Genomic DNA, 20,841 nt, shown 5'->3' on the forward strand with positions numbered 1-20,841 from the left:
GTTTCCTGGAAATCAAATACAGTAGCATTTCGATTCATTCGGCCCCGCTCAGCCTGACAAGCTCTTAAAACAATAACAACCTTAAATAAAAAAGGCAATTTTCTTAATCGAAAATTGCCTTTTGTTTAAAACATAATCATGACAGATCGCTAATCATCATCATCTTTTTTCTTCTTCTCCAAAATCACAAAAGCACTTCGTTTTGGCGCTGGCATTACCGATTGTTCTCCTTTAACCGATTTCCACACCACCTCGTTTAAATCTAAATCCGGCGCCGAATCTTCTTTTGCAAAATTGAACAGTTCGGAACGTCTGCTGCTTTCATTCACCGCCACATTCCTTGTATCTAAATCAATAAGCGGCTGAATCACATTATAAGGCGTAAAATCAGGCGTAGCGGTAAAACACTCGTATAATGGCATGGCTGCAGCATCGTACTGGCTCATTGGCGGTAAACCTAAAATAAGTTCCATTGTTCTTAAAAACCCGGAAGTAGAATACATCGTATGAACAGGTGTATTCCGCTTAACATAAGGCCCAACTACATAGGCTGGCGAACGGTGTGCATCAACATGATCTGGCCCATTCTGTGCATCATCTTCCAAAATAAAAACAACTGATTTTTTCCAGATTTTACTATGCGATAAATGCTCCAAAATACGACCGACTGCTAAATCGTTATCGGCAACTGCGGCCTGTGGCGAATATTTACCTTTCTTTTGTCCGCTGGTATGATCGTTAGATATTCTTAAAGTATTAAACTGTGGTACAACGCCTGCAACCAGTAACGAATCGAAATCATGTTGCCAGGCATCAACCCGAACCTGATCTTTAATATCCATATCAAAACCCGGCGAAGCGGCGCACATATGGCCCTGTAGCGATTTAATATTCGCTTTCCCATAATCGCCAAACTCACCATAACTGCGGTAGCTTACCCCTGCCCTTTGGCAGTAATCCCAGATAAAACCACCTTTAGGATAGGTAACGGGCCTGCCGCCTTCGAAGGTGGTACTTCCGCCGCGAGCACCGTAACTGGTAGGCCATGTTTTCTCTACCACATCTGTAGCGTAAGCGGCCATGCTCCAGTTGTGTCCGTCGGCACTTACCTCAGCATCAACATAGAAATTATCGAGCAGTACATAGTTTTCGGCAATAGCGTGCTGGTTTGGTGTAATTTTTCTACCGAAAAGTGTTAACGTAGAATCGCCGTTTCCTTTTGGCATATCGCCAAGCACCTGGTCGTATGTCCTGTTTTCTTTAATGATATAAAAAACATGTTTAATCGGTGATTTTTCGCCCTGTTTACGTGGAATAGGATTTCCGGCTTCACCATCGGCCATGATCGTCCGCTTATCCGTAAAAGGCGTATTGGCATACACCTGTTTAGTATATGCTTTTAACTGCTCAGGCTTCGGTGCATCAATAAACGATAAGGTTCCTTTAAACAAACCGGCAATATATTGCAGTCGGCTATTGGCTGTACTGCCCATGTGGTAACCACTATTGTCGACTTTAGAAATCGGTTGTGGCCCTTGTGGGTTAGCCATAGGTGTATTACCCTTACCGTTTGTAACCAAAATTTTCGATCCCAAAACCTTAACACTTGTTGGGTACCAACCTACCGGGATAAAACCCTGACTTAAACTTAATCCAGGTTTGCTCACATCAAAAACTGCCAAACAGTTGTTATCTGCATTGGCTATGTACAAAGTTTTCTCGTTGGCACTTAGAGCTAAACCATTAGTGGTAGAACCTGTTAACTGTGTAGCGTAAAGGGTAGTAGCAATGGTTTCGACCACCTTATTGTTCAAAGTATTAATTACCGAAACGGTATTATCGTTCGCATTGGCTACGTATAAAATATTTCCTTTTTTATTAAGCAATAGTTCGTTTGGGTGATCGCCAACAGGAATGCGCTGTAAAATGCTTTCTGAAACTAAATCGATAACCGCTATAGATTTGCCACCCCAGAGCGAAACGTATAACTTACTTTCATCTGCAGATAAAACACAACTGTAGGCAATTGCAGGTAGCTGGATTTTTTTCAGAATTTGCCTATCTGTGGGGTTGATAATGTATAAACTGCTGTCTTCTTTGGTTACCGTATATAACTTACTGTTGTTTTTGTTTACCACAATCCCCGCCGGACTGATTTTTCCCTTTGGCCAAATGGGGCCTAATTTGATTGTATCGCTTTTGCCAAGTTTATTGTTCAGGATATTAAAATCCAAAATCCAGTTGTCGTTACCACCTGAGGCATACAGGTGTTTTTCGTCTTTACTAAAAGCAATGCCGTACCAAGATTTACTTAGCACTTTTTCATCAATAATCTTTTCTGTTTTGGCATCGAGCAATTGCAGCGATTGTGTGCTTTGTCCGTTGTTGGTAATGGCAAGATATTTACCCGAGGCACTAAGTTGCATGTTTAAAGGCAAATCGCCCAATTGCAGCGAATGTCCCGCCGGGCTTAGCTTCCACCCATTAGGCAGTAAAATCTGCTGTGTGCTTTCGTTTTTGCCTGGCCATTGTGCAAATCCTTTTTGGATGAACAGCAGACCGAATAATATAAATAGGTATGATTTTTTCATTTTCTTAAATTAAAGATAGTGGTACTATCGATGAAGATTAAAATTAACCAGCGCCCTGATGGTATAGCCATTTCCTGAGGCTACCGAACCGATTTCGCGGATAGCCTCTGATGGGATTAACTGACTGCGGGTTGCATAAAAAACAGGTCCGCCAGAAAGAGAGAACGAAAGCTTTGAATGGTTTGGTTCCAGATTGATTGATGGCCCAATCATCACCTTTGCGCCACCTTCTGCTTCATCTTTTTCCCAAAAGCCTTCTAAATCTTGACCTAAAGCTTCAAAGCCAAGGTATAAAACGTTAGAAACACGATGCTGATAGCCAATACTGCTTATAAAATCAAGTTTATCCCTGGTTTTATCAAAAGCTTTTTCAAAGCGAAGGTTACCTGCCATTCTCCAGTTTGTCTGATCGAAGGAAGCGGTAATCCGGCTAATTGCCGAACCAACACTCGACCAATCTCTGCTTAAACCTAAACCTGCACCTAACCTAAAACCAGTAATGCCCTTGCCACCCACTAAATCCCTGATCACTTCAGCCTGTTGCGCAGAGGTTATACCTCCAGAATTGGCAAAACCGATTGCCGCGGTAGCGTACAAGGTAAGCCTGCTGCCTAAATAGCCCTTAACACCAAACTGTTGCCCTAAACCATCATAACCGAACTGTCCGTTGGTTCTTTCACCATAACTTCCTGAATAATGAATATTCCAACGGGGGTTTTCTGCCGTTAAGGTATTCAGCGAAAACAGAAAGGGCTGAGCGGCATCGGTTCCTGTTTTGATTTCAGGCTTGGTTTCATTTATTTTCTGTGCGGCACAGTTTAAAACGGCACCAGCAAAAATGAGCATCAAAAATGTCTTTTTCATTGCGATAATCTATCAATTAAAATTTGGTTTCATTTAATAATGGCGATTGACTTGCATTTACCTGATAAGTCTGGATCTTATCATTTTCATCAACCTCTACAATCCGGTAACCTTTATAGGCTGTGCCCCAGTTTCCACCGATGTGTGCATCGAAAAAGTGTGGCAGTTTATCGGTATAAAACACGGCGTCAAGGCTGTGGTCGTGTCCATGAAATACCGCTTTTACGTTGGCATAACTGTGCAACAGTTTAATCGTATCCGGACATTCGACAAAAGGACTTTCAGGTACCCAGAAATGAGGTGGAATATGCAACACCACGAAAACTGTTTTCAGATTTTTAAACTTATCGAGTTCCTGCTTTAAAAAATCGTTGTTAGGGCATAAATAAGTGCCTTTGGTATCAGAAGTATTGGCCAAAACAAAACCTACTCCATTTTTTTCAAAAGAAAAGTTATCCTCGTAACCAAAAACCGCTTTCCAGATCTTTGCATCGGCATGATCGTGATTACCTGGAATGGCATAAAAAGGAACTTTGAGTTTATCGTAATATTCTTTTTTTACTTCAGATAACAGTTGCGGACGATCGTGAACAAGATCTCCGTTAATGATCACAAAGTTGAGTGGATTTTTATCATGCGATTCATTTAACCACTTCACAATATTCTCGTGGTGCAGTTTGTACTCTGTTCCAGGCTGACCATAATGTCCATCGGATGCGATGGCGAAACGCAATTTAGGAGCTTTGCCCGATCTGGCAGGTGCGGTGTGTTCTTCAGCAAATGAAGAAAGAACCGGCGAAATACTGGCCACCACAGCAGCAGCCAAACTATTTTTCAAAAAAAATCGTCTGTTAGACATAAGGATAAGATATGTTTTGTATTAAAGTCCAATATTAGGGTGACCAGGCTTCTTAAACATAAATTTAATGTTATGATTAAGTTAACCGAAGCATAAATGTGTATCAATTTTATAACAGAATAGTGATTTTAGCAGCTGTTTTTGACTATACAATTTTGGCAGTTTCAAAACAATTTAGGTGTAGCAGCGATTATCATAATATGAAACTACTCAAATCCTTACTCGCGGGCTTCGCTGGTGCCGGAGCATTAAATATATTGCACGAAAGTGTAAGACGGATTGATCCAGATGCACCTAGAATTGATCTTTTAGGCGAACAAGCCCTTTCAAGATCGATGAAAAGTTTAAATCTTGAAACGCCAGGGGGGAACAATCTTTACCTGGCCACTCTTGCCGGCGATATAGTGAGTAATGGTTTATATTATAGCGCTATAGGCTTTGGCAGCAAAAAAAATATTTATATAAAGGGTGCATTAGCAGGTTTTACCGCTGGTTTGGGCGCAATAAGCATTCCCGATAAAGTGGGATTAGATGATACTCCGGTTAGTAAAACGCATAAAACAAAGATATTAACGGTGGCCTGGTATGTTATAGGCGGGCTGGTAACGGCAGCGGTTTTTAACCGATTAAAAAAGACTTAGCATAATGAAAACCCCACGATCCATTCTGTGGCTTTTTTCCATTGCTTTTGCAACGGGCATGCTTTCCTGCAAAACAGGGTCTGTCAATCTATTTAAGGCCGCTAGCCCACATGAGCAGTACCAAAAAAAATTAGTGAATGCTGGCCTGGATAAAACAGCAATGGGTTCAGCATGGTTAAATGCTGCTACTATGAGTACACAAAAAGCATTAAACATTAATATTCCTTATAAAGAAAACGGTTATTTTGCTGCTGATAAAGTCCCGGCGACTGCTTATAAATTCAATGCAACCAAAGGACAAAAATTAAATATAAAGCTTACCAAAGTGCCTTCGGTTGGTGTTTTGATCTATATCGATGTTTGGTATAACACGGATCAAACCCAAAAACTTATTGCCTCTGCCGATACGCTAAATAATCCTATTGCGTTTGATATTGATGAGACGGGCACCTATCTGATCAGGCTGCAACCAGAACTGTTGCAGAATGTATCCTACGAATTAGAAATTACAGCTGGCCCATCTCTCGCTTTTCCTATTAAATCAAAAAACACTAACAGTATAAAAAGCTATTGGGGAGATGGCAGGGATAATGATGCGAGAAAACATGAAGGTGTAGACATTTTCGGCAATTTCAGAACGCCTGTTCTGGCAATTTCAGAAGGAACGGTAACGCGGGTTAACGAAAATAACCTCGGTGGAAAAGTGGTTTGGATGCGCCCAAAAGGTAAAGATTATACTTTATATTATGCCCATTTAGATGAACAAATCGCCGTAGAAGGACAGGAAGTAAAAATTGGTGATACTTTGGGGCTTATGGGAAATACCGGCAATGCCCGTACTACACCCACGCATTTACATTTTGGCATTTATACCTTTAATAGTGCTGTAAATCCACTTCCTTTTATTGATCCCGTAACCAAAACTCCAGCTGCCGTTACCGCTTCCAGTAACAGGCTAAATAAAACTTTAAGAACCAAATCTGCCGTTAAAATGTTTTCTTCACCACAAAATAAAGCAACGGTTTTAGCTACACTTAATAGGGGAGCAATTGTACAGGCAAATGCTGCAACAGGGAGTTATTACAAGGCAGACCTGCCAGATGGCGGCCTTGGCTTTATTCAAAGCAGCAGCCTTGTTCAGGCAACTGAGCCATTAAAAAAAATTAAAATAAATTTACTTCAGCAAAAAGTTTATGATAAGCCCGATAGTTTAGCGGCAATTAAAACGACTTTAAAAGGAGGGGAAACGGTAAGCCTTTTAGGTACTTTTGGCAATTATCAACTCATCAGCAGCGCTGATAAAGAAATTGGCTGGATTATAAAATGACAGATTTAAAAATCGTCGTCATTTCGACTAAAGCGCAGCGAAATGGAGAAATCTTTTAAATATGCTAAAAACCCGAGTTCAATTATTAAATCTCATTTTGTGCAGTTTTAATCAAGTTTTCTGTTAAAGTGGTCGTCACCCTGAATTTATTTCAGGGTCTTTCACGCTAAAAAGATGCTGACCAAGAGGGTAGCTATTAGACCTTTAAGACAATGAAAACTGCTAATAAAATAAATTCAGCATGACGATTAAGCTGGATTAGGCGTAAATAAGATATAATTTTCAGCAAATAATTATCGAACTCAGATTCAAAGATTTCTCCACTGCGTTGCACTCCGGTCGAAATGACGATACTTCGATAAGATTTACCTTTCAAACTGACAACCTTATTCTACACCATAAACCAATCATATTAATTCCGCGCTTTCCGTGCCTCCGTGGCAAAAAAAGAACTATAGAAAATTCAAAAACAAATCACCCGTGGAGATAAAGACATTCCTCGGTCTGTCTACGCACTGAACGAAAAACAATAGTTTTGTAATGAAAAATTCAGTGAAGAAAAAACAAAAAGGCCTGTGGCGACACAGACCCTGGATTAGATTTATAGAATAACGATTGCCTGCTTTATGACCAGGTAAGCCGCCAATGCGAACAAAAATATCGCGATCGATTTATTGATAATTAAGCTACTCAGGGCAAATTTCTCCTGAATATAAGTGGCAAAATGCGCATATAAGTAAAGTGCGAGTGTAGAACCAACGCCCGAGCCCAAACTAAAAATCACCAATGAAAGGTAATCCGTTTCGATCCATTGGTGTAAAATTACATAGTTGCCAAAAAACAACCAGAATGGAATCTGAACAGGATTTAACACCCCTAAAATTAACCCGTATAAAACACTTCCGCTTCGTTTATCCTCTTTGGTATTACTTGTTTTGGGCACCTTTTTCCGGTTTTTCCAGGTGATGGTACCCATCACCAAAAACATCACGATCATAAAACAATCGACTAAAGTACTTAAACGCACTTCGCTTACCGCCTCGTTCGGATTGATATCGCTCATGGCCCAGCGGGCAAAACGCATCATCCCAAAGGTAAAAAACACTTCTACACAAGAGAAGGAAAGAATAAAGTACCAAACCTGCCGCATGCCCTTGTTAATGGCGAGCTGTGCAACGGTGAGATTAATATTACCTGGGGGAATATACCCCATGGCATTGAGAATGATGCCGATGAAAAACGTTAGAAAAAGCATTGCCGAAATTATGGATTTAAATTTAAATGCGATGCCAAATATTTTCCCGTGTACGATTTTTCCACCTCAGCTAAATCTTCTGGTATACCTTCAAATACTACCTGACCGCCGCCATCGCCCCCTTCAGGGCCGATATCGATTACCCAATCGGCACATTTAATCATATCCATATTGTGTTCAATTACCAAAATCGTATTCCCTTGTTCAATTAAGGTATTCAGCGCCTTTAGCAGTTTTTTAATATCATGAAAATGCAGACCGGTTGTTGGCTCATCAAAAATAAACAGCGTTTTATTGGCATTGTTCCCTTTAATCAAAAACGAAGCGAGTTTAATACGCTGCGCCTCACCACCCGATAAGGTATTTGAAGATTGACCTAAATGTACATAACCCAGGCCTACATCAACCAATGGATTTAATTTATTGAGGATCTTTTGTTCATCCTTAAAAAATTCTACCGCTTCTTCAATGGTCATATCTAAAATTTCAGATACGTTTTTCTCCTTATAGGTTACATCTAAAACCTGCTGTTTAAAACGTTTACCGTTACAGGCTTCGCAAGGCAGGTAAATATCAGCCATAAACTGCATCTCGATCTTCACCTCACCCTCACCCTGGCAAACATCGCAACGGCCGCCTTCTACGTTGAAAGAGAATGCAGCTGGTTTTAAGCCTGCAGCCTTTGCCGATGCAAGGCCCGAAAACAAAGCACGGATATCATCCCATGCCTTTACATAAGTAACCGGATTAGAACGGCTCGAACGGCCAATCGGATTCTGATCAACCATTTCTACAGCACTTACCAGATCGTAATTGCCAAAAATGCCGTCATAAGCACCCGTTTGCTCACCAGCGTAGTTTCCAATTGCTTTTTGCAGTGCAGGATATAAGATTTTTTTAACTAAACTGGTTTTACCCGACCCTGAAACACCACTTACAGCAGTAAAAACACCTAAGGGAAACTTCACATCAATATTCTGCAGATTGTTTTCCCTTGCTCCTTTAATCAGAATATGATCTTTCCACTTACGGCGTTTATCCGGAATTGCAATTTTTTCTATTCCCGATAGGTAACGGCCTGTTAAGCTATTTTGATCTTTTAAAATCTCTTCGTAATTACCACTAAAAACCAAATTACCCCCATGGGTACCCGCCTCAGGACCGATATCAATAATGTAATCGGCTGCTCGCATCATTTCTTCTTCGTGCTCTACCACCAACACGGTATTGCCTACATTACGGAGCGAGATCAATACTTCGATCAGTTTATTGGTATCACGTGGGTGCAAACCGATGCTCGGTTCGTCTAAAACGTAAATAGACCCCACCAAACTACTCCCCAATGAAGTGGCCAGGTTAATCCTTTGCGATTCTCCACCCGAAAGCGTATTCGATAAACGGTTTAAGGTGAGGTAGCCTAAACCTACATTATTTAAGTAAAGGAAACGGTTATCAATCTCTGCCAATAAACGTTTGGCAATTTTGGTATCGTTAGCATTTAACTTCAGCTCGTTAAAGAAAACCAGCGCTTTTGACAATGGCATCAGCACCACATCGATAATCGATTTTTCAGCAATCTTTACATAAGATGCATCCTTACGCAAACGCGAGCCTTTACAATCCGGACAGGTGGTTTTGCCCCTGTAACGTGATAACATTACCCGGTACTGAATTTTGTAGGTCTGCTCTTCTAGCTCTTTGAAAAAAGCATCCAGGCCCGCAAAATATTTATTTCCTGTCCAAAGCAAACGTTGCTCTGTTTCTGTTAAGGCACTATAAGGCCGGTGAATGGGAAAATCGAATTTTGGGGCAGCTTTAATAAAATTCTGCAACCACACATTCATTTTTTCGCCACGCCAGGGTGCAATGGCATTATCGTAAATACTTTTGCTCTTATCAGGAATAACCAGGTCTTCATCAATGCCGATTACGTTTCCATAACCTTCACAACGTTTACACGCACCATAAGGGTTATTGAAAGAGAAAAAGTTCGGCGTAGGTTCTTCAAATTTTATTCCATCCAGTTCAAAACGGTCGCTAAAATGTTTCGTTATGCCCTGAGCTTCTACATAACAATCGCCTTTACCTTCAAAAAAAGCAGTCTGTGCCGAATCAGCCAATCTGCTTAATGTTTCTTCTTCCTGGTTGGTTACAATACGGTCGATCAGGATCTGAACGGTTTTATCATCTGTAAGTTCTGCATCTTTAAAATCAGCATCGTCTAAAACCGCTTCTATTTTTTCTATTTTATCGTTAATCAGAACACGTAAAAATCCTTTCTGTAATAAAATAGCCAGTTCTTCCTTAATCGTACGGTTATTGTGCGGGTACAACGGACAAAAAATAGTAACCGTTGTATCCTCGGGCATCGCATTTACATAATCTACCACTGTACTAACCGAATCCTTTTTTACTTCTTTACCCGAAACAGGTGAAATGGTTTTACCGATACGCGAGAAAAGCAGTTTAAGGTAATCGTAAATTTCGGTCGAGGTACCAACGGTAGAACGTGGGTTGGAAGTAATAACCTTTTGTTCGATGGCAATTGCCGGGGCAATACCTTTAATATAATCAACATCGGGTTTATTCATCCGGCCCATAAACTGGCGGGCATAAGAAGATAAACTTTCTACATATCGGCGTTGCCCCTCTGCATATAAAGTATCAAATGCAAGCGAAGATTTCCCCGAACCAGACATACCTGTTACCACAACAAGTTTGTTTTTTGGAATGGCAACATCGATGTTTTTGAGGTTGTGCACACGGGCACCTTTTATGATAATATTTTTATGCGGATCTTTTTCGGCCTCTTTTTTGCTCATGTATAGTAACGAATATAATGTATAACCCCAGAATGCTGTTAGGGTTTTAAGAACATACAAAAATAGGGTACTGAGACGGTAATTTATTTTTTAACATTTTATTTTTTGCTTTTTGATAAAAAAATAACTTTCTTTGAACATTAACAACCTCAAAACCAAACTAACACACATCAAAAAACATAGGAGAGAAGCTATAGAAATTAAACATCTACAAATTAATTTTTAGCAAATAGTACGGGATTTAGTGTAGGTAAACCTATGAATTTACAATCATATAATGATCAGGACCTGGTAAAGGTATATATTGCCGGGAACGAGAATGGATTGCAGGAACTTTTAAGAAGACATAAAAGTAAAATTTATACCTCTATCTACTTATTGGTTAAAGACCAATATCTGGCGGAGGATATTTTTCAGGATGCTTTTATAAAAGTAATTAATACCCTGCGATCGGGAAGATATAACGAAGAAGGCAAATTTTTGCCTTGGGTAATGCGTATTGCCCATAACTTGGTTATCGATTATTTCAGAAAAGAAAAGAGAACACCAATCATCACCAGTGCCGATGGAATGGATGTATTCAATATGCTACACTTTTATGATGAGAGCGCAGAAGATAAAATGCTTCGCGACCAAACCCATAAAGATCTGAAAGCAATGATCCATTTATTGCCTGATGAGCAGAAAGAAGTGCTCCTGATGCGCCATTACGCTGATTTAAGCTTTAAAGAGATCGCAGATTTAACCGATGTAAGCATCAATACAGCACTAGGCCGTATGCGTTATGCATTGAGTAATTTGCGTAAAATGCTTAAAACAAAGGAGATGACTTACAAAGGGTAGTAAAATTGTTACATAAAATTTTTTAGGGGTTGAAATAAAGCATCTGAACTATCGTTAAGTTTATAAAACTTATCACATTTTTTGCTTATGACAAAAACCTCTACATCAAAAACAAATGTAAATTTACCTACACCTAACATGTTTCAGCCTAGAACTGATATTGAATCTGACGCAGAAATCGACTTATTTTATGATCAAATAAAAGGTAAGTTAGATAGACTGGCTAAAAATCCTCAAGATGAAACCATCAACAAGATTTTAGCTTACAGCAGCGCAAAGTAGAAAATCTTTACATGAGCCAAAAAAGCTTGTTCCACAGGGTGGGGCAAGCTTTTTTTATTTTATAAGTTCAATAGTTCATTTGCCATTCGTTCATTGGTAACTGCAAACCGCCTACCGTTCATAATTGATGGCGCTGTATTATCTTATAACTACTTATGCACATCATTGCTATCTGGCTATCATCCATTGACCATAAACCATTAACGATCTGACCATCAACAATAAAACAATTTAGCAATGAATCGTCAATCTCTCATTCTACCTCTTCCCTCTTATCCATAAATGGCCTAATTTTTACAATCCCCTAAAGCAAAAAGCCTTACCTTTGCATAGTGTAAATTTAACACTAAGTACGCTATGAACAAGAACTTGCTCCCACTCACTTTAGGCGGTTTAGGCATCGGGATAACAGAATTTGTTATGATGGGCCTGCTACCCGATATCTCAAAAGATTTAGCAGTAACCATTCCGCAGGCAGGGCATCTAATTTCTGCATACGCTTTAGGCGTAGTAATTGGCGCACCCTTATTGATCATGATTGCCGGCAAATATCCACCAAAAATGATATTGATTGCTTTGATGATCATGTTCACCGTATTTAATGCTTTCTCTGCATTCGCGCCCACTTTTAATACCTTGTTTATTGCCCGATTGCTTTCGGGTTTACCACACGGCGCATTTTTTGGCGTAGGATCGGTAGTGGCCAGCAGAATAGCTGAAAAGGGGAAAGCTGCTCAGGCGGTATCGCTTATGTTTATGGGCTTAACCATCGCCAATATTGTTGGCGTGCCATTGGGTACCTTTATCGGTCACAATTTTTCCTGGAGGATTTCTTTTGCCGTTGTTGTATTTGTTGGCCTGGTTACTTTGTTAAGTTTAAAATTATGGCTGCCAGCGCTGGAAGCCACAAAAAACCGCGATTTAAAAGCCGAACTAAGTTTCTTCAAAAAAAGAGAAGCCTGGATCATCATTTTTATGATCTCAATCGGAACAGGTGGTTTATTTACCTGGTACAGCTATATTGCCCCTTTAATGACAGATGTTGCAGGCTTTTCGTCAAATGCAGTAACCTATATATTAATGCTGGCAGGTTTGGGCATGATGTTCGGCAATTACGTTGGCGGCCGATTGGCCGATAAGTTTTCACCGGCAAAAGCATCTGCTGCCTTATTGCTCACCATGGTGGTTACCTTAACCATTGTTCACTTCGTATCTGCAAGTCAGCCGTTAGCTTTAATTATGACTTTTATTACCGGCGCCGTATCTTTTGCATTGGCCGCTCCAATACAGATGTTAATGATCCAGAGTGCCAAAGGCTCCGAAATGCTGGCGGCATCTGCAAGTCAGGCGAGTTTTAATATCGGGAATGCTTTAGGCGCGTTCTTCGGTGGGCTTCCGTTAGTGTATGGTTTCGATTATACTTCGCCAGCTTATGTTGGTGCAGCTATGGCTTTGGTTGGTGCTTTTTTTGCCTTCTGGTTAATTAAAAGTAATCAGGGCGTAACTGAAGAAGTTAAAGTGCCAGCTACTTCCTTTCATTAGTGCAATGAGAGAATGATTGAATGAGAGGATCCAAATCACCCGCTCATTCAAAATTCAATCATTTCAAATTAGTTGCTGGTTAAATTGAAGAAAATGAAAGTTCGTGCAAGCAAAAATCTCAGTCCTGCTGTACACTGTAGCCTCGCAGAAAAAGCTCGGTCTGGCGTTTCCATCAGGTTTAAAATGATAGGTTGTGCCATCAATTAAACCCAGCGTACAATTTCTGAATGAATGAGAATTACGCTGCCTCCCCCATTCTCTTCAGCAACCTTAAATGAGATCTTATCCCGCCAAAATAACTGGTGCAATTGGGCGTTATACCACTTTCATTTAACATTTCGTATAATATTCTACTGATCTGCGGATAATATACATGGTGACAATGCGGAAATAAATGATGGGCAATGTGATTGTTAAAGCCACCCAAAATAAAGTTCGCGGTTTTACTAAAAGGATGCATATCGTTCGAACTTTTTACCTGGTTCATCAGCCACGAAGTATTGATATAACCTTGTGTATCTGTTTTCGGATATTGTGTTTCCTCTACATGGTGCGTCATAAAAAATGTAAACAGTAAAAACAACGATTGGCTTAAATGCATCATCAAAAAGCCAAGCACGACCACATACCACTGCTGAGCCGAAAAAAGCACGGGCAACACCAATAGCAAACTGATATAAGTAATTTTCTGAAGCACAAAAGACAGATAATACCTAAAGCTCTTTTTAACCGCAAAGCCATCATTGCCAAAAAGAATCACAAAATCTTTAATAAAAATCCAGAATAGCGAATAGGTAGTATAAGCCAATGGTGCATATAGGTGTTGGTAAGCATGAAACCAATACTGTTTACTATCGGGTACCACGCGGATCAGCTTCGATATTTTAAGGTCTGAATCATAATCTTCCACATTTGGTGCATAATGATGCGAATTAACATGCCTCAGTTTCCAGGCTTCGGCATGCGCACCAACCAATGTATAAATAGCCACAAAACAGATATAGTTAAGCTGTTTGCTTTTAAAAATGGTATTGTGTGAAAAATCGTGCGAAAAGTTAAAGGCAAAGAGCAACGAGACAAAACCATACCCCATAAAACAGCCTATAAAACCAATCGGATCAACGATACGGTACAAAGCTAAATAGGCAAAAAGGGTGAGCACGAAATACACAATGAATTTAACTGTAATTATCCTTCTAAAAGCAGATTTATCGATTACCAGCTCCTGCGCTACACGTTTGTATATTGCTTTTAGCAACTGACTATCAGCCGCTATATGAATATGTTTATCCTTCATATCGCACCGGGATTAAGTGTTCACTTCTGCCCATCATTTTCAAAAACCTGAAATGTGAGGCCAACGATTCGCCGTACGACATTTCCATATAAGTAAGCTTGTGCTTTTTAGCCAGCGCTTTAAAAATTGGAATAATATCAAGGTAATGCACATGGCAAACGTTCGGCAGCAGGTGGTGCACCGCATGAGCATTAAAACCACCAAGTGTCCAGTTAAGAAATTTACTTTCTGCATGATAGTCTATAGAGGTAAGCAACTGCAGTTTCGGCCAGCTCATGTTCAATTTATTATCTTTATCGGGCATCGGATGAGATACATAATCTGATAAGTGTGCAACGCCTAACACCGATACAAACAGCAGCGAAATAATAAAATGGTTCAGCAGGAAGGCCATCAGAACAACTGTCCAGCCGAAAGGCAACAGATAAACAGGCAAAACGATCATATATCCTATATACAAGAGTTTATATATGACCAGCTTTATGGCTTCAATGCGGGGAATCTCCACTTTTATGGTCCGGCTCGATAAATTGAATAACATCAGGGTTTCCCTAAAAAAGAACCAGTTAATAGAATAAAAGAGGTAAAGAAACGGTGCATAAATAAACTGATACCGATGGTACCCTTTTAAAGGCTGCGATTCGGTCATCCTAAACAGCGGGTTATTCAGCACATCAATATCACTACCTTCTATATTGGTATATAAATGGTGTGATTCGTTGTGGTTTTTACCCCATACATAAGCATTATTGCCCTGCAGGTTAAAACTCAACGAAAACAACAACTGGTTCCAGAACTTACTTTTAACCGCTACACCATGGGCAGCATCATGCGAAACATTAAAAGCAGTTAATAAAACCGAAAGTCCCATCAGCAGGTAAAAAGCGTAAAATGCAAATACAGAATGACTGGTAATCATTAAGGCGTAAAACAGTATGTCTAAACCGAAGTAGAGGAAAATTTTGAAGAACATTTTTGCGTTTCCCGTCTTTTTCATTCCGGTTCGGATAAAATATTGTTCTATCTGCTCGTTCAATTCTTTATAGAATTCGGAGCCTTCATCTTTTATAAATCTTAATTTGTTCATGTCGATTTGTTTTGAATTTTATTTAATTCTTTTAAAATGATAGGCAGAATCGTAAGAAAGACCTGCGCCTATAAACAGTAAAAGTGCACCAGAACTGTCGTAAGCATGATTTAAGATGAGTCCTCCATCGCTAGCCAGTCCAATTCTTGTCTTCTCACTTTTTGAGCCGCCCAAAATGTAAGGCACTCCGTGAAATTCGACATACTTGTTTCCTAAAAGCAACAAGCCCCGCGATTGCAGCCTGGCCGATAGAGTTACACTGTCTACAATTAAACTATCCTTTTTAAAATTAAAACGGATCTGGTTATTGTCTATCACCTTTACATCAACAGCCACATTTTCAGAAGGCTTAAAATAAATTCCACGTTTGCTGATATATTGATGAAAATGCTCGGTTATTGGTTGATAATGGAGTGTTTCGGCCACCCCATTCTTGGTATAAGCTAAATCAGGAAATAACTGATAAGTTCCCGAAATTTTTGATATCTCGTCTTTGTCCAGCTTGACCTTGTACCGCCTGATGGGCCTGTCAGAAAAAGAAGCGCAGCCCGAAAACAATAGGCAGATTGTGATCGCACAGATAGCCTGCCTAAAGCCGCGCATGTTATCATTCAGCCTATTGTAATTGGCGTTAGGCAGAATTGAGTTTGAGATTAGCATATTCATTTTGATGTATTTTAAATTGTTTATCAAATCTAAAACACTCTGCAATGCTTAATTATCCTTAAAGATTATACCTAATCAAATAATTAACCCTAAAAGAAATTTATACACTTACAATGTAATTATACATTATATTCTATAAATTAACACCTGATAATAATCCACTCGATTATTAAAAACATTAGGATTTCATTAATAAATTAATCTTTATGGATAATCAACAAGCATTATTTTTCCAGGCCATCAGATCAGCCATGCCCGAATACCAGAACCTGGCACTGAGTGTAGCCGAAGAATTAGGAATAAGCACCAATGAGGCTTATAAGAAAATCAGGGGCGACAGCAACCTTACTTTCCAGCAGATCATCAAACTTTCCGATTGTTTCGATGTCCCGTTTCTGTACAGCCCGAAACAATCGTTATCGGTTACTTTTAGCTATTTAAGTGTAAATGAAGATTTAGATATGATTGGCTATCTCCGAAATTTACTGGACAATATAAAAGCCATCAAGAACAGCAACAAGAAACACATCACCATTACGACCGACGATATTCCTTTATTTCATTTTTTCAAGTACCCCGAACTTACCAGTTTTAAACTCTTCTTTTGGGCAAATAGCGCGAATAACCTGGAAATGCCGTTCAGCTCTTCCTTCCTATCTGATGAAATTATTAAAATTTCACAAGAACTGCATGCCACTTACCTGGAAATACCAAGCACCGAAATATGGTCTAAAGATACCGTAACAGGCACACTCGAACAGATCAGGTATGCATTCGAAGCCGGGCATCTTACCGATACCGAACTGGCCGTAAAAATTGTAGAGCAGGTAAGGTATTGTCTCACCGATATGAATATGTATGCCATTAGCAGCAAAAAAACCATCGACCCCAACCATACCTTTAACTGGTACAATTGCGATGTATTGGGAAGCATTGCTTACCTGGTCGATTTTAAAGACCGCATGGCCTGCTACAACAGGTTTAATACTTTTAATTACTTAAGAACCGAAGATCAGGCCTACTGCAAACAAACCAAACAATGGATGCAGGGCCTGGTTATGAAATCGGTTTCTTTTAGCGGCCAGGGTGAAAAACACCGCAATAAATACCTGTATAATGCCTTTGCCGAATGCGACAAATTGCTGAGGGAAATTACAAGCAGCTAATTGCTTGCATGTTATGGATACGATACATTGGGCATGACAAAAAAAATCGTAACTTTACAAAAAACAAAATGAGTTATACTGACAGACATATTGTTGAAACTTATTCAGGATTATTTGAGGGCCTCAGCGCTTCAAGTAAAATTGAATTAATAGAAAGTCTTTCAAAGTCATTAAAAATCGAAAAGACAACAAAAGACAATAAATTTTACAAATCTTTCGGGGCTTTACGTGAGCAAAAAACACCAAATCAATAATTAAGCGTTAAGCCTGCACCAAAACCCATATCGCTATCATAGTGCGCAGAAATACCCATGTATTTAGTGGTAATAAACTTAAGTCCGCCCATAAATTCTTTATCGCTATTTACCATAAAGCTTGCCCTTAAGCGTTTAGAAATTGGTATATCTTCCCGCATTAACTGCAAACGAACATTACCGTCATGGTACACTTCTGCCTGCGCTACCACTAGCATGGGCAAGGTATAGGCAAGCCCTACACTGAACAATCTTCTGTTATCCTTTGTGCTTTTTTGGCCAAAAATATTGCTTTCCTGTTCGCCAGCTTCCATTTTCCGGTAGCGCCAATCGAAACCCACAAAAGGCATTAACCACTGCATTCTATCTATGTACCGGCCAATATGAGTTTCGGTTTCAAAGCCGTGCATTTTATTGTAACCTAAACGCCACTCGGCGCCAATGCTCCAGCGCGTATTTGCCAACATGGCCATACCGTCGTTTCCATTGCTGGCAAAATCATTTTCGGCCATAAAATGAAACATCCTGTCATCGGCAAAAAGTTTTCGCTGCGCCAATTTAGGGTTTGGGATTTCGGGGTTTAGCGGTGAGTTTTCATAGCTGAAAATTTTACCCATCCCACTCATCATGTGGTATAAAATGTGGCAATGAAAAAACCAATCGCCACTTTCAGAAGCGCTAAACTCAATGGTATCGCGCTCCATGGGCATAATATCGAGTACATTTTTTAAAGGGGCGTAATCGCCCTGCCCGTTAATTACCCTAAAATCGTGCCCATGCAAGTGCATAGGGTGGCGCATCATACTGTTGTTATATAAAATGATCCGCAGGTTTTCGCCTTTTCTAATGAGGATTTTATCTTCCTCAGAAATGGTTTTATTATCCAAAGTCCAAACATAACGGTTCATGTTGCCCGTTAACTGAAACTCCATTTCACGGGTTGGAACTTTGGGCAAAACCGTTTTTTCAGGCGAGCGCAACATATCGTAATTTAATGTTGTCATAGGGCCTTTTGCGCCTTTGTTACTACTCATATTATGGGCTTTATGTGCATCAGCAACAACAGTATCTGTTCCCGCATCATCCAGCTCAGCATACATTACAGCATTCATATCCATCACTTGATTCTGCATTTTCATGCCTTCCATCTGCACCAGATTACCGTTCATATCCATCATTTCGTTCATCATTTTCATGCCTTCGAAATATTTCAATTTGGGCAATTTTTGGGCGGACACTTTTGGCCCACTACCCAGCCATAAAGAAGCAGATTTGGTACGGTCCTCGGGGGTTACCAAAAACTCGAAGCTTTTGTTTTCGGGGATGGTTACAATCACATCATAGGTTTCGGAAACGGCAATAATCAGCCGATCTACTTCTACGGGTGTTACATCGTTACCATCACTGGCCACCACCGTTATTTTACCACCGGCATAAGTGAGCCAAAAATAGGTAGATGCCCCGCCGTTAGCAATGCGCAACCTTACTTTATCACCTGCTTTGAGCTTGTTTGGTACCTGATATTGATTTTTTCCATTTACTAAAAATGCTTCGTAGTACACATCACTCACATCCATGGCAGTCATCCGTTTCAGTTCGTTGGTGAGCTTGGTTTTGAAATGCCCACCTTTTATGGCTTCGGCATAACTCTGTGTTGTGCCTTTTTTTATCGCGAACCAATCATTGGCATTGTGTAATCTCCTGTCAACTTCGTGCGGCATCATGTTTGTCCACTCACTCAAAACAACAGGTATTGTAGGTATAACAGGCTCTTTTCTTTTGTTTAAAATCACGGCACCGTACATTCCAATCTGCTCCTGCAGGCCCGAATGGCTATGGTACCAATGGGTACCGTTCTGTATAATTGGAAAACGGTAAACATGGGTTTTATTGGGCTCAATAGGCATTTGGGTTAAATAAGGAACCCCATCATATTGATTTGGCAAAAATAGCCCATGCCAATGCAACGAAGTTGACTCCTTTAGTCTGTTATGCACATGTATTTCTGCTGTATCGCCCTCGGTAAAAGTTAGTGTTGGCATGGGTATTTGCCCGTTAACCGCAATGGCTCTTTTAGGTTTCCCGCCAAAAGTTACCGTTGTATCGGCAACATATAAATCATAACGCACAACCCTTGGCAACTTATTATTGCCTAAAGTTTCCACATCGCTTGCTTTTAGGGGCGCTTTTTTGGGGTCAGCTACTTTTACCTCGTTATGATGATGTTGGCCAAAAGCAAAGCTACTGAGCAAAATACCAAGGCAACAAACTAAAATAAACTTCATTTTATAGCGTATGTTTTATTTAAGTACCTCGGCAACCTTACCACAAGTTAACATTTTACTGCCATAATAAGGGTTTTTTACCGCCTCGCCTTCACTTAGCCAATAGCTTTTTTTCATGGGGCAATAAGCGTAATAAACAGGTTTATCGCTCAGTTTTACCGCTTTTACCAGGGCATAAAAATCGGTCGACAGGGAAGTAAAATGGTCTCTTTGATGTTCGATATCTTTACTTTCGGCAATGTGTTCGGCATCAAACAATATTTTATCACGCAGTACTTTCGAAGCGTTTGTTTTTTCGTTGGCTTTTATGGCGTTAATTAATGCGATAGCCTTGGTGCCAGCTACGCTTGCATTGCTGCTAATTAAGGCATCTTTAACTTCGTAATAAGCCTGCAAAGGGCTAACCGCTGCTGCTTTTTCCTGTGCTGAGGCACCGCCAACTACAATTAGTACAAGGACATTAATTGTCCAGAATTTAAATAACCTTTTCATTTTGTGTTAAGTTAAATGTTATCAACCTAGTTTCCTGGTACCAGTTAGCGAGCTGCTTTTTTAATTTGCTTTGCAACCAGATCCGGGTTTTATTGTTACACAAAACTAGCGGTATGGCCTTTCCGGATGTTACACATTTACCGAAAATGTTTATATAATTATAGTTGGGCCATGAGTTTGGTGTTAAGCGGTTGGCGGTGGGTTGAGCGGTTTAACAATTAACCTTCTGCATCTAAAGATCCTTCGACTAAGCTTTCATTGACGTTATTTTGCAATCACCTACTAATAAGACATTTGCGGCATTATACATTTCCGTCCAGCCAGGCCACAGCACCGCATCCCCGTTCCACTTAAATCCGGCCTAACAAATTTTTCGGATTCTGCTGACTCAGCCACACCACTGACCTCTAAAGAAAAATTTCCAGCCGGTGTTTTTTGTTTCTTTTTGACATCAAATATTATTTAAGCTATGCTTCAGTTTGCGAGAATAATAACTTTGGGAAAACATCCTGCACAAGGTCGTCTTTCTTATTGACCCCCAAGTCATCATCAAATCTGACCAAGCCAG

17 protein-coding genes are annotated in these 20,841 nt (G+C 40.0%); 7 read left to right on the forward strand and 10 right to left on the reverse strand.

The features are described 5' to 3' along the window. Positions 1 to 149: 149 nt before the first annotated feature. Genes ACTJKN_RS23295 through ACTJKN_RS23305 form a run of 3 tightly spaced genes read right to left on the reverse strand, consistent with a single transcriptional unit; the run spans position 150 to position 4,293 of the window. Entirely contained in the window at positions 150 to 2,591 is a 2,442-nt protein-coding gene (locus ACTJKN_RS23295) for a bifunctional YncE family protein/alkaline phosphatase family protein (protein ID WP_440828100.1), read from the reverse strand. Between the two features lie 24 nt (positions 2,592 to 2,615). Further along, entirely contained in the window at positions 2,616 to 3,455 is an 840-nt protein-coding gene (locus ACTJKN_RS23300; protein WP_440828101.1) for a hypothetical protein, read from the reverse strand. Between the two features lie 16 nt (positions 3,456 to 3,471). After that, positions 3,472 to 4,293: a metallophosphoesterase family protein gene (locus ACTJKN_RS23305; RefSeq protein ID WP_440828102.1), complete on the reverse strand. Its 822-nt coding sequence runs from the start codon at positions 4,291 to 4,293 to the stop codon at positions 3,472 to 3,474. Positions 4,294 to 4,514: 221 nt separating this feature from the next. Between ACTJKN_RS23305 and ACTJKN_RS23310 the strand changes: the two genes are divergently transcribed. Together ACTJKN_RS23310 and ACTJKN_RS23315 are read left to right on the forward strand one after the other, a co-directional pair. Further along, positions 4,515 to 4,955: a hypothetical protein gene (locus tag ACTJKN_RS23310; protein WP_440828103.1), complete on the forward strand. Its 441-nt coding sequence runs from the start codon at positions 4,515 to 4,517 to the stop codon at positions 4,953 to 4,955. A 4-nt stretch (positions 4,956 to 4,959) separates the two neighbouring features. Beyond that, a complete protein-coding gene (locus tag ACTJKN_RS23315; protein ID WP_440828104.1) occupies positions 4,960 to 6,282 on the forward strand; it encodes a peptidoglycan DD-metalloendopeptidase family protein in 1,323 nt (440 codons plus the stop codon). 601 nt (positions 6,283 to 6,883) lie between these two features. On the opposite strand, the gene ACTJKN_RS23320 is transcribed toward ACTJKN_RS23315, so the two are convergent. Next, positions 6,884 to 7,537 carry a LysE family transporter gene (locus ACTJKN_RS23320; RefSeq protein WP_230145720.1) on the reverse strand — a complete coding sequence of 218 codons (654 nt, stop codon included), beginning with the start codon at positions 7,535 to 7,537 and terminating at the stop codon, positions 6,884 to 6,886. A gap of 8 nt (positions 7,538 to 7,545) precedes the next feature. Beyond that, the gene (gene uvrA / locus ACTJKN_RS23325; RefSeq protein ID WP_440828105.1) at positions 7,546 to 10,359 is read right to left on the reverse strand and encodes an excinuclease ABC subunit UvrA; all 2,814 of its coding nucleotides are present in this window, start codon (positions 10,357 to 10,359) and stop codon (positions 7,546 to 7,548) included. 258 nt (positions 10,360 to 10,617) lie between these two features. On the opposite strand from uvrA, the gene ACTJKN_RS23330 reads away from it, so the two are divergent. From ACTJKN_RS23330 to ACTJKN_RS23340, 3 genes are all read left to right on the forward strand, one after another. Further along, on the forward strand, positions 10,618 to 11,202 hold the full coding sequence (locus ACTJKN_RS23330; RefSeq protein WP_029279592.1) for an RNA polymerase sigma factor: 585 nt from the start codon (positions 10,618 to 10,620) through the stop codon (positions 11,200 to 11,202). 87 nt (positions 11,203 to 11,289) lie between these two features. After that, positions 11,290 to 11,484, forward strand: a complete 195-nt coding sequence (locus tag ACTJKN_RS23335; protein ID WP_029279590.1) for a hypothetical protein — start codon at positions 11,290 to 11,292, stop codon at positions 11,482 to 11,484. 357 nt (positions 11,485 to 11,841) lie between these two features. Further along, positions 11,842 to 13,026 carry an MFS transporter gene (locus ACTJKN_RS23340; protein WP_440828106.1) on the forward strand — a complete coding sequence of 395 codons (1,185 nt, stop codon included), beginning with the start codon at positions 11,842 to 11,844 and terminating at the stop codon, positions 13,024 to 13,026. Between the two features lie 238 nt (positions 13,027 to 13,264). On the opposite strand, the gene ACTJKN_RS23345 is transcribed toward ACTJKN_RS23340, so the two are convergent. Genes ACTJKN_RS23345 through ACTJKN_RS23355 form a run of 3 tightly spaced genes read right to left on the reverse strand, consistent with a single transcriptional unit; the run spans position 13,265 to position 16,076 of the window. After that, on the reverse strand, positions 13,265 to 14,323 hold the full coding sequence (locus tag ACTJKN_RS23345; protein WP_440828107.1) for a fatty acid desaturase family protein: 1,059 nt from the start codon (positions 14,321 to 14,323) through the stop codon (positions 13,265 to 13,267). Next, complete coding sequence (locus ACTJKN_RS23350; RefSeq protein WP_440828108.1) at positions 14,313 to 15,410, reverse strand: fatty acid desaturase family protein; 1,098 nt, start codon at positions 15,408 to 15,410, stop codon at positions 14,313 to 14,315. The genes ACTJKN_RS23345 and ACTJKN_RS23350 overlap by 11 nt, the downstream gene beginning before the upstream one ends. Positions 15,411 to 15,428: 18 nt before the next feature. Beyond that, positions 15,429 to 16,076, reverse strand: coding sequence for a hypothetical protein (locus ACTJKN_RS23355; protein WP_440828109.1), 648 nt, complete (start codon positions 16,074 to 16,076; stop codon positions 15,429 to 15,431). Between the two features lie 206 nt (positions 16,077 to 16,282). On the opposite strand from ACTJKN_RS23355, the gene ACTJKN_RS23360 reads away from it, so the two are divergent. Then, positions 16,283 to 17,242 (forward strand): hypothetical protein, encoded by a 960-nt coding sequence (locus ACTJKN_RS23360; protein ID WP_440828110.1) that lies wholly within the window; start codon positions 16,283 to 16,285, stop codon positions 17,240 to 17,242. 68 nt (positions 17,243 to 17,310) lie between these two features. Then, on the forward strand, positions 17,311 to 17,496 hold the full coding sequence (locus tag ACTJKN_RS23365) for a hypothetical protein (RefSeq protein ID WP_440828111.1): 186 nt from the start codon (positions 17,311 to 17,313) through the stop codon (positions 17,494 to 17,496). Here the strand turns inward: ACTJKN_RS23365 and ACTJKN_RS23370 are convergent. Together ACTJKN_RS23370 and ACTJKN_RS23375 are read right to left on the reverse strand one after the other, a co-directional pair. Beyond that, on the reverse strand, positions 17,490 to 19,781 hold the full coding sequence (locus ACTJKN_RS23370; RefSeq protein WP_440828112.1) for a multicopper oxidase domain-containing protein: 2,292 nt from the start codon (positions 19,779 to 19,781) through the stop codon (positions 17,490 to 17,492). The genes ACTJKN_RS23365 and ACTJKN_RS23370 overlap by 7 nt on opposite strands. A gap of 15 nt (positions 19,782 to 19,796) precedes the next feature. Beyond that, positions 19,797 to 20,273: a DUF3347 domain-containing protein gene (locus tag ACTJKN_RS23375; RefSeq protein WP_440828113.1), complete on the reverse strand. Its 477-nt coding sequence runs from the start codon at positions 20,271 to 20,273 to the stop codon at positions 19,797 to 19,799. Between the last annotated feature and the right edge of the window lie 568 nt (positions 20,274 to 20,841).

The organism is Pedobacter sp. 22163 (assembly GCF_052045595.1).
Taxonomy (GTDB): Bacteria; Bacteroidota; Bacteroidia; order Sphingobacteriales; family Sphingobacteriaceae; genus Pedobacter.

What these genes read in the sequence shown, in the direction of transcription:
- ACTJKN_RS23370 (WP_440828112.1), bottom strand. Translation starts at nt 19,781, where the DNA reads ATGAAGTTTATTTTAGTTTGTTGCCTTGGTATTTTGCTCAGTAGCTTT.
- ACTJKN_RS23310 (WP_440828103.1), top strand. Translation starts at nt 4,515, where the DNA reads ATGAAACTACTCAAATCCTTACTCGCGGGCTTCGCTGGTGCCGGAGCA.
- ACTJKN_RS23360 (WP_440828110.1), top strand. Translation starts at nt 16,283, where the DNA reads ATGGATAATCAACAAGCATTATTTTTCCAGGCCATCAGATCAGCCATG.
- ACTJKN_RS23300 (WP_440828101.1), bottom strand. Translation starts at nt 3,455, where the DNA reads ATGAAAAAGACATTTTTGATGCTCATTTTTGCTGGTGCCGTTTTAAAC.
- ACTJKN_RS23375 (WP_440828113.1), bottom strand. Translation starts at nt 20,273, where the DNA reads ATGAAAAGGTTATTTAAATTCTGGACAATTAATGTCCTTGTACTAATT.
- uvrA (WP_440828105.1), bottom strand. Translation starts at nt 10,359, where the DNA reads ATGAGCAAAAAAGAGGCCGAAAAAGATCCGCATAAAAATATTATCATA.
- ACTJKN_RS23315 (WP_440828104.1), top strand. Translation starts at nt 4,960, where the DNA reads ATGAAAACCCCACGATCCATTCTGTGGCTTTTTTCCATTGCTTTTGCA.
- ACTJKN_RS23335 (WP_029279590.1), top strand. Translation starts at nt 11,290, where the DNA reads ATGACAAAAACCTCTACATCAAAAACAAATGTAAATTTACCTACACCT.
- ACTJKN_RS23365 (WP_440828111.1), top strand. Translation starts at nt 17,311, where the DNA reads ATGAGTTATACTGACAGACATATTGTTGAAACTTATTCAGGATTATTT.
- ACTJKN_RS23355 (WP_440828109.1), bottom strand. Translation starts at nt 16,076, where the DNA reads ATGAATATGCTAATCTCAAACTCAATTCTGCCTAACGCCAATTACAAT.
- ACTJKN_RS23330 (WP_029279592.1), top strand. Translation starts at nt 10,618, where the DNA reads ATGAATTTACAATCATATAATGATCAGGACCTGGTAAAGGTATATATT.
- ACTJKN_RS23345 (WP_440828107.1), bottom strand. Translation starts at nt 14,323, where the DNA reads ATGAAGGATAAACATATTCATATAGCGGCTGATAGTCAGTTGCTAAAA.
- ACTJKN_RS23350 (WP_440828108.1), bottom strand. Translation starts at nt 15,410, where the DNA reads ATGAACAAATTAAGATTTATAAAAGATGAAGGCTCCGAATTCTATAAA.
- ACTJKN_RS23295 (WP_440828100.1), bottom strand. Translation starts at nt 2,591, where the DNA reads ATGAAAAAATCATACCTATTTATATTATTCGGTCTGCTGTTCATCCAA.
- ACTJKN_RS23340 (WP_440828106.1), top strand. Translation starts at nt 11,842, where the DNA reads ATGAACAAGAACTTGCTCCCACTCACTTTAGGCGGTTTAGGCATCGGG.
- ACTJKN_RS23320 (WP_230145720.1), bottom strand. Translation starts at nt 7,537, where the DNA reads ATGCTTTTTCTAACGTTTTTCATCGGCATCATTCTCAATGCCATGGGG.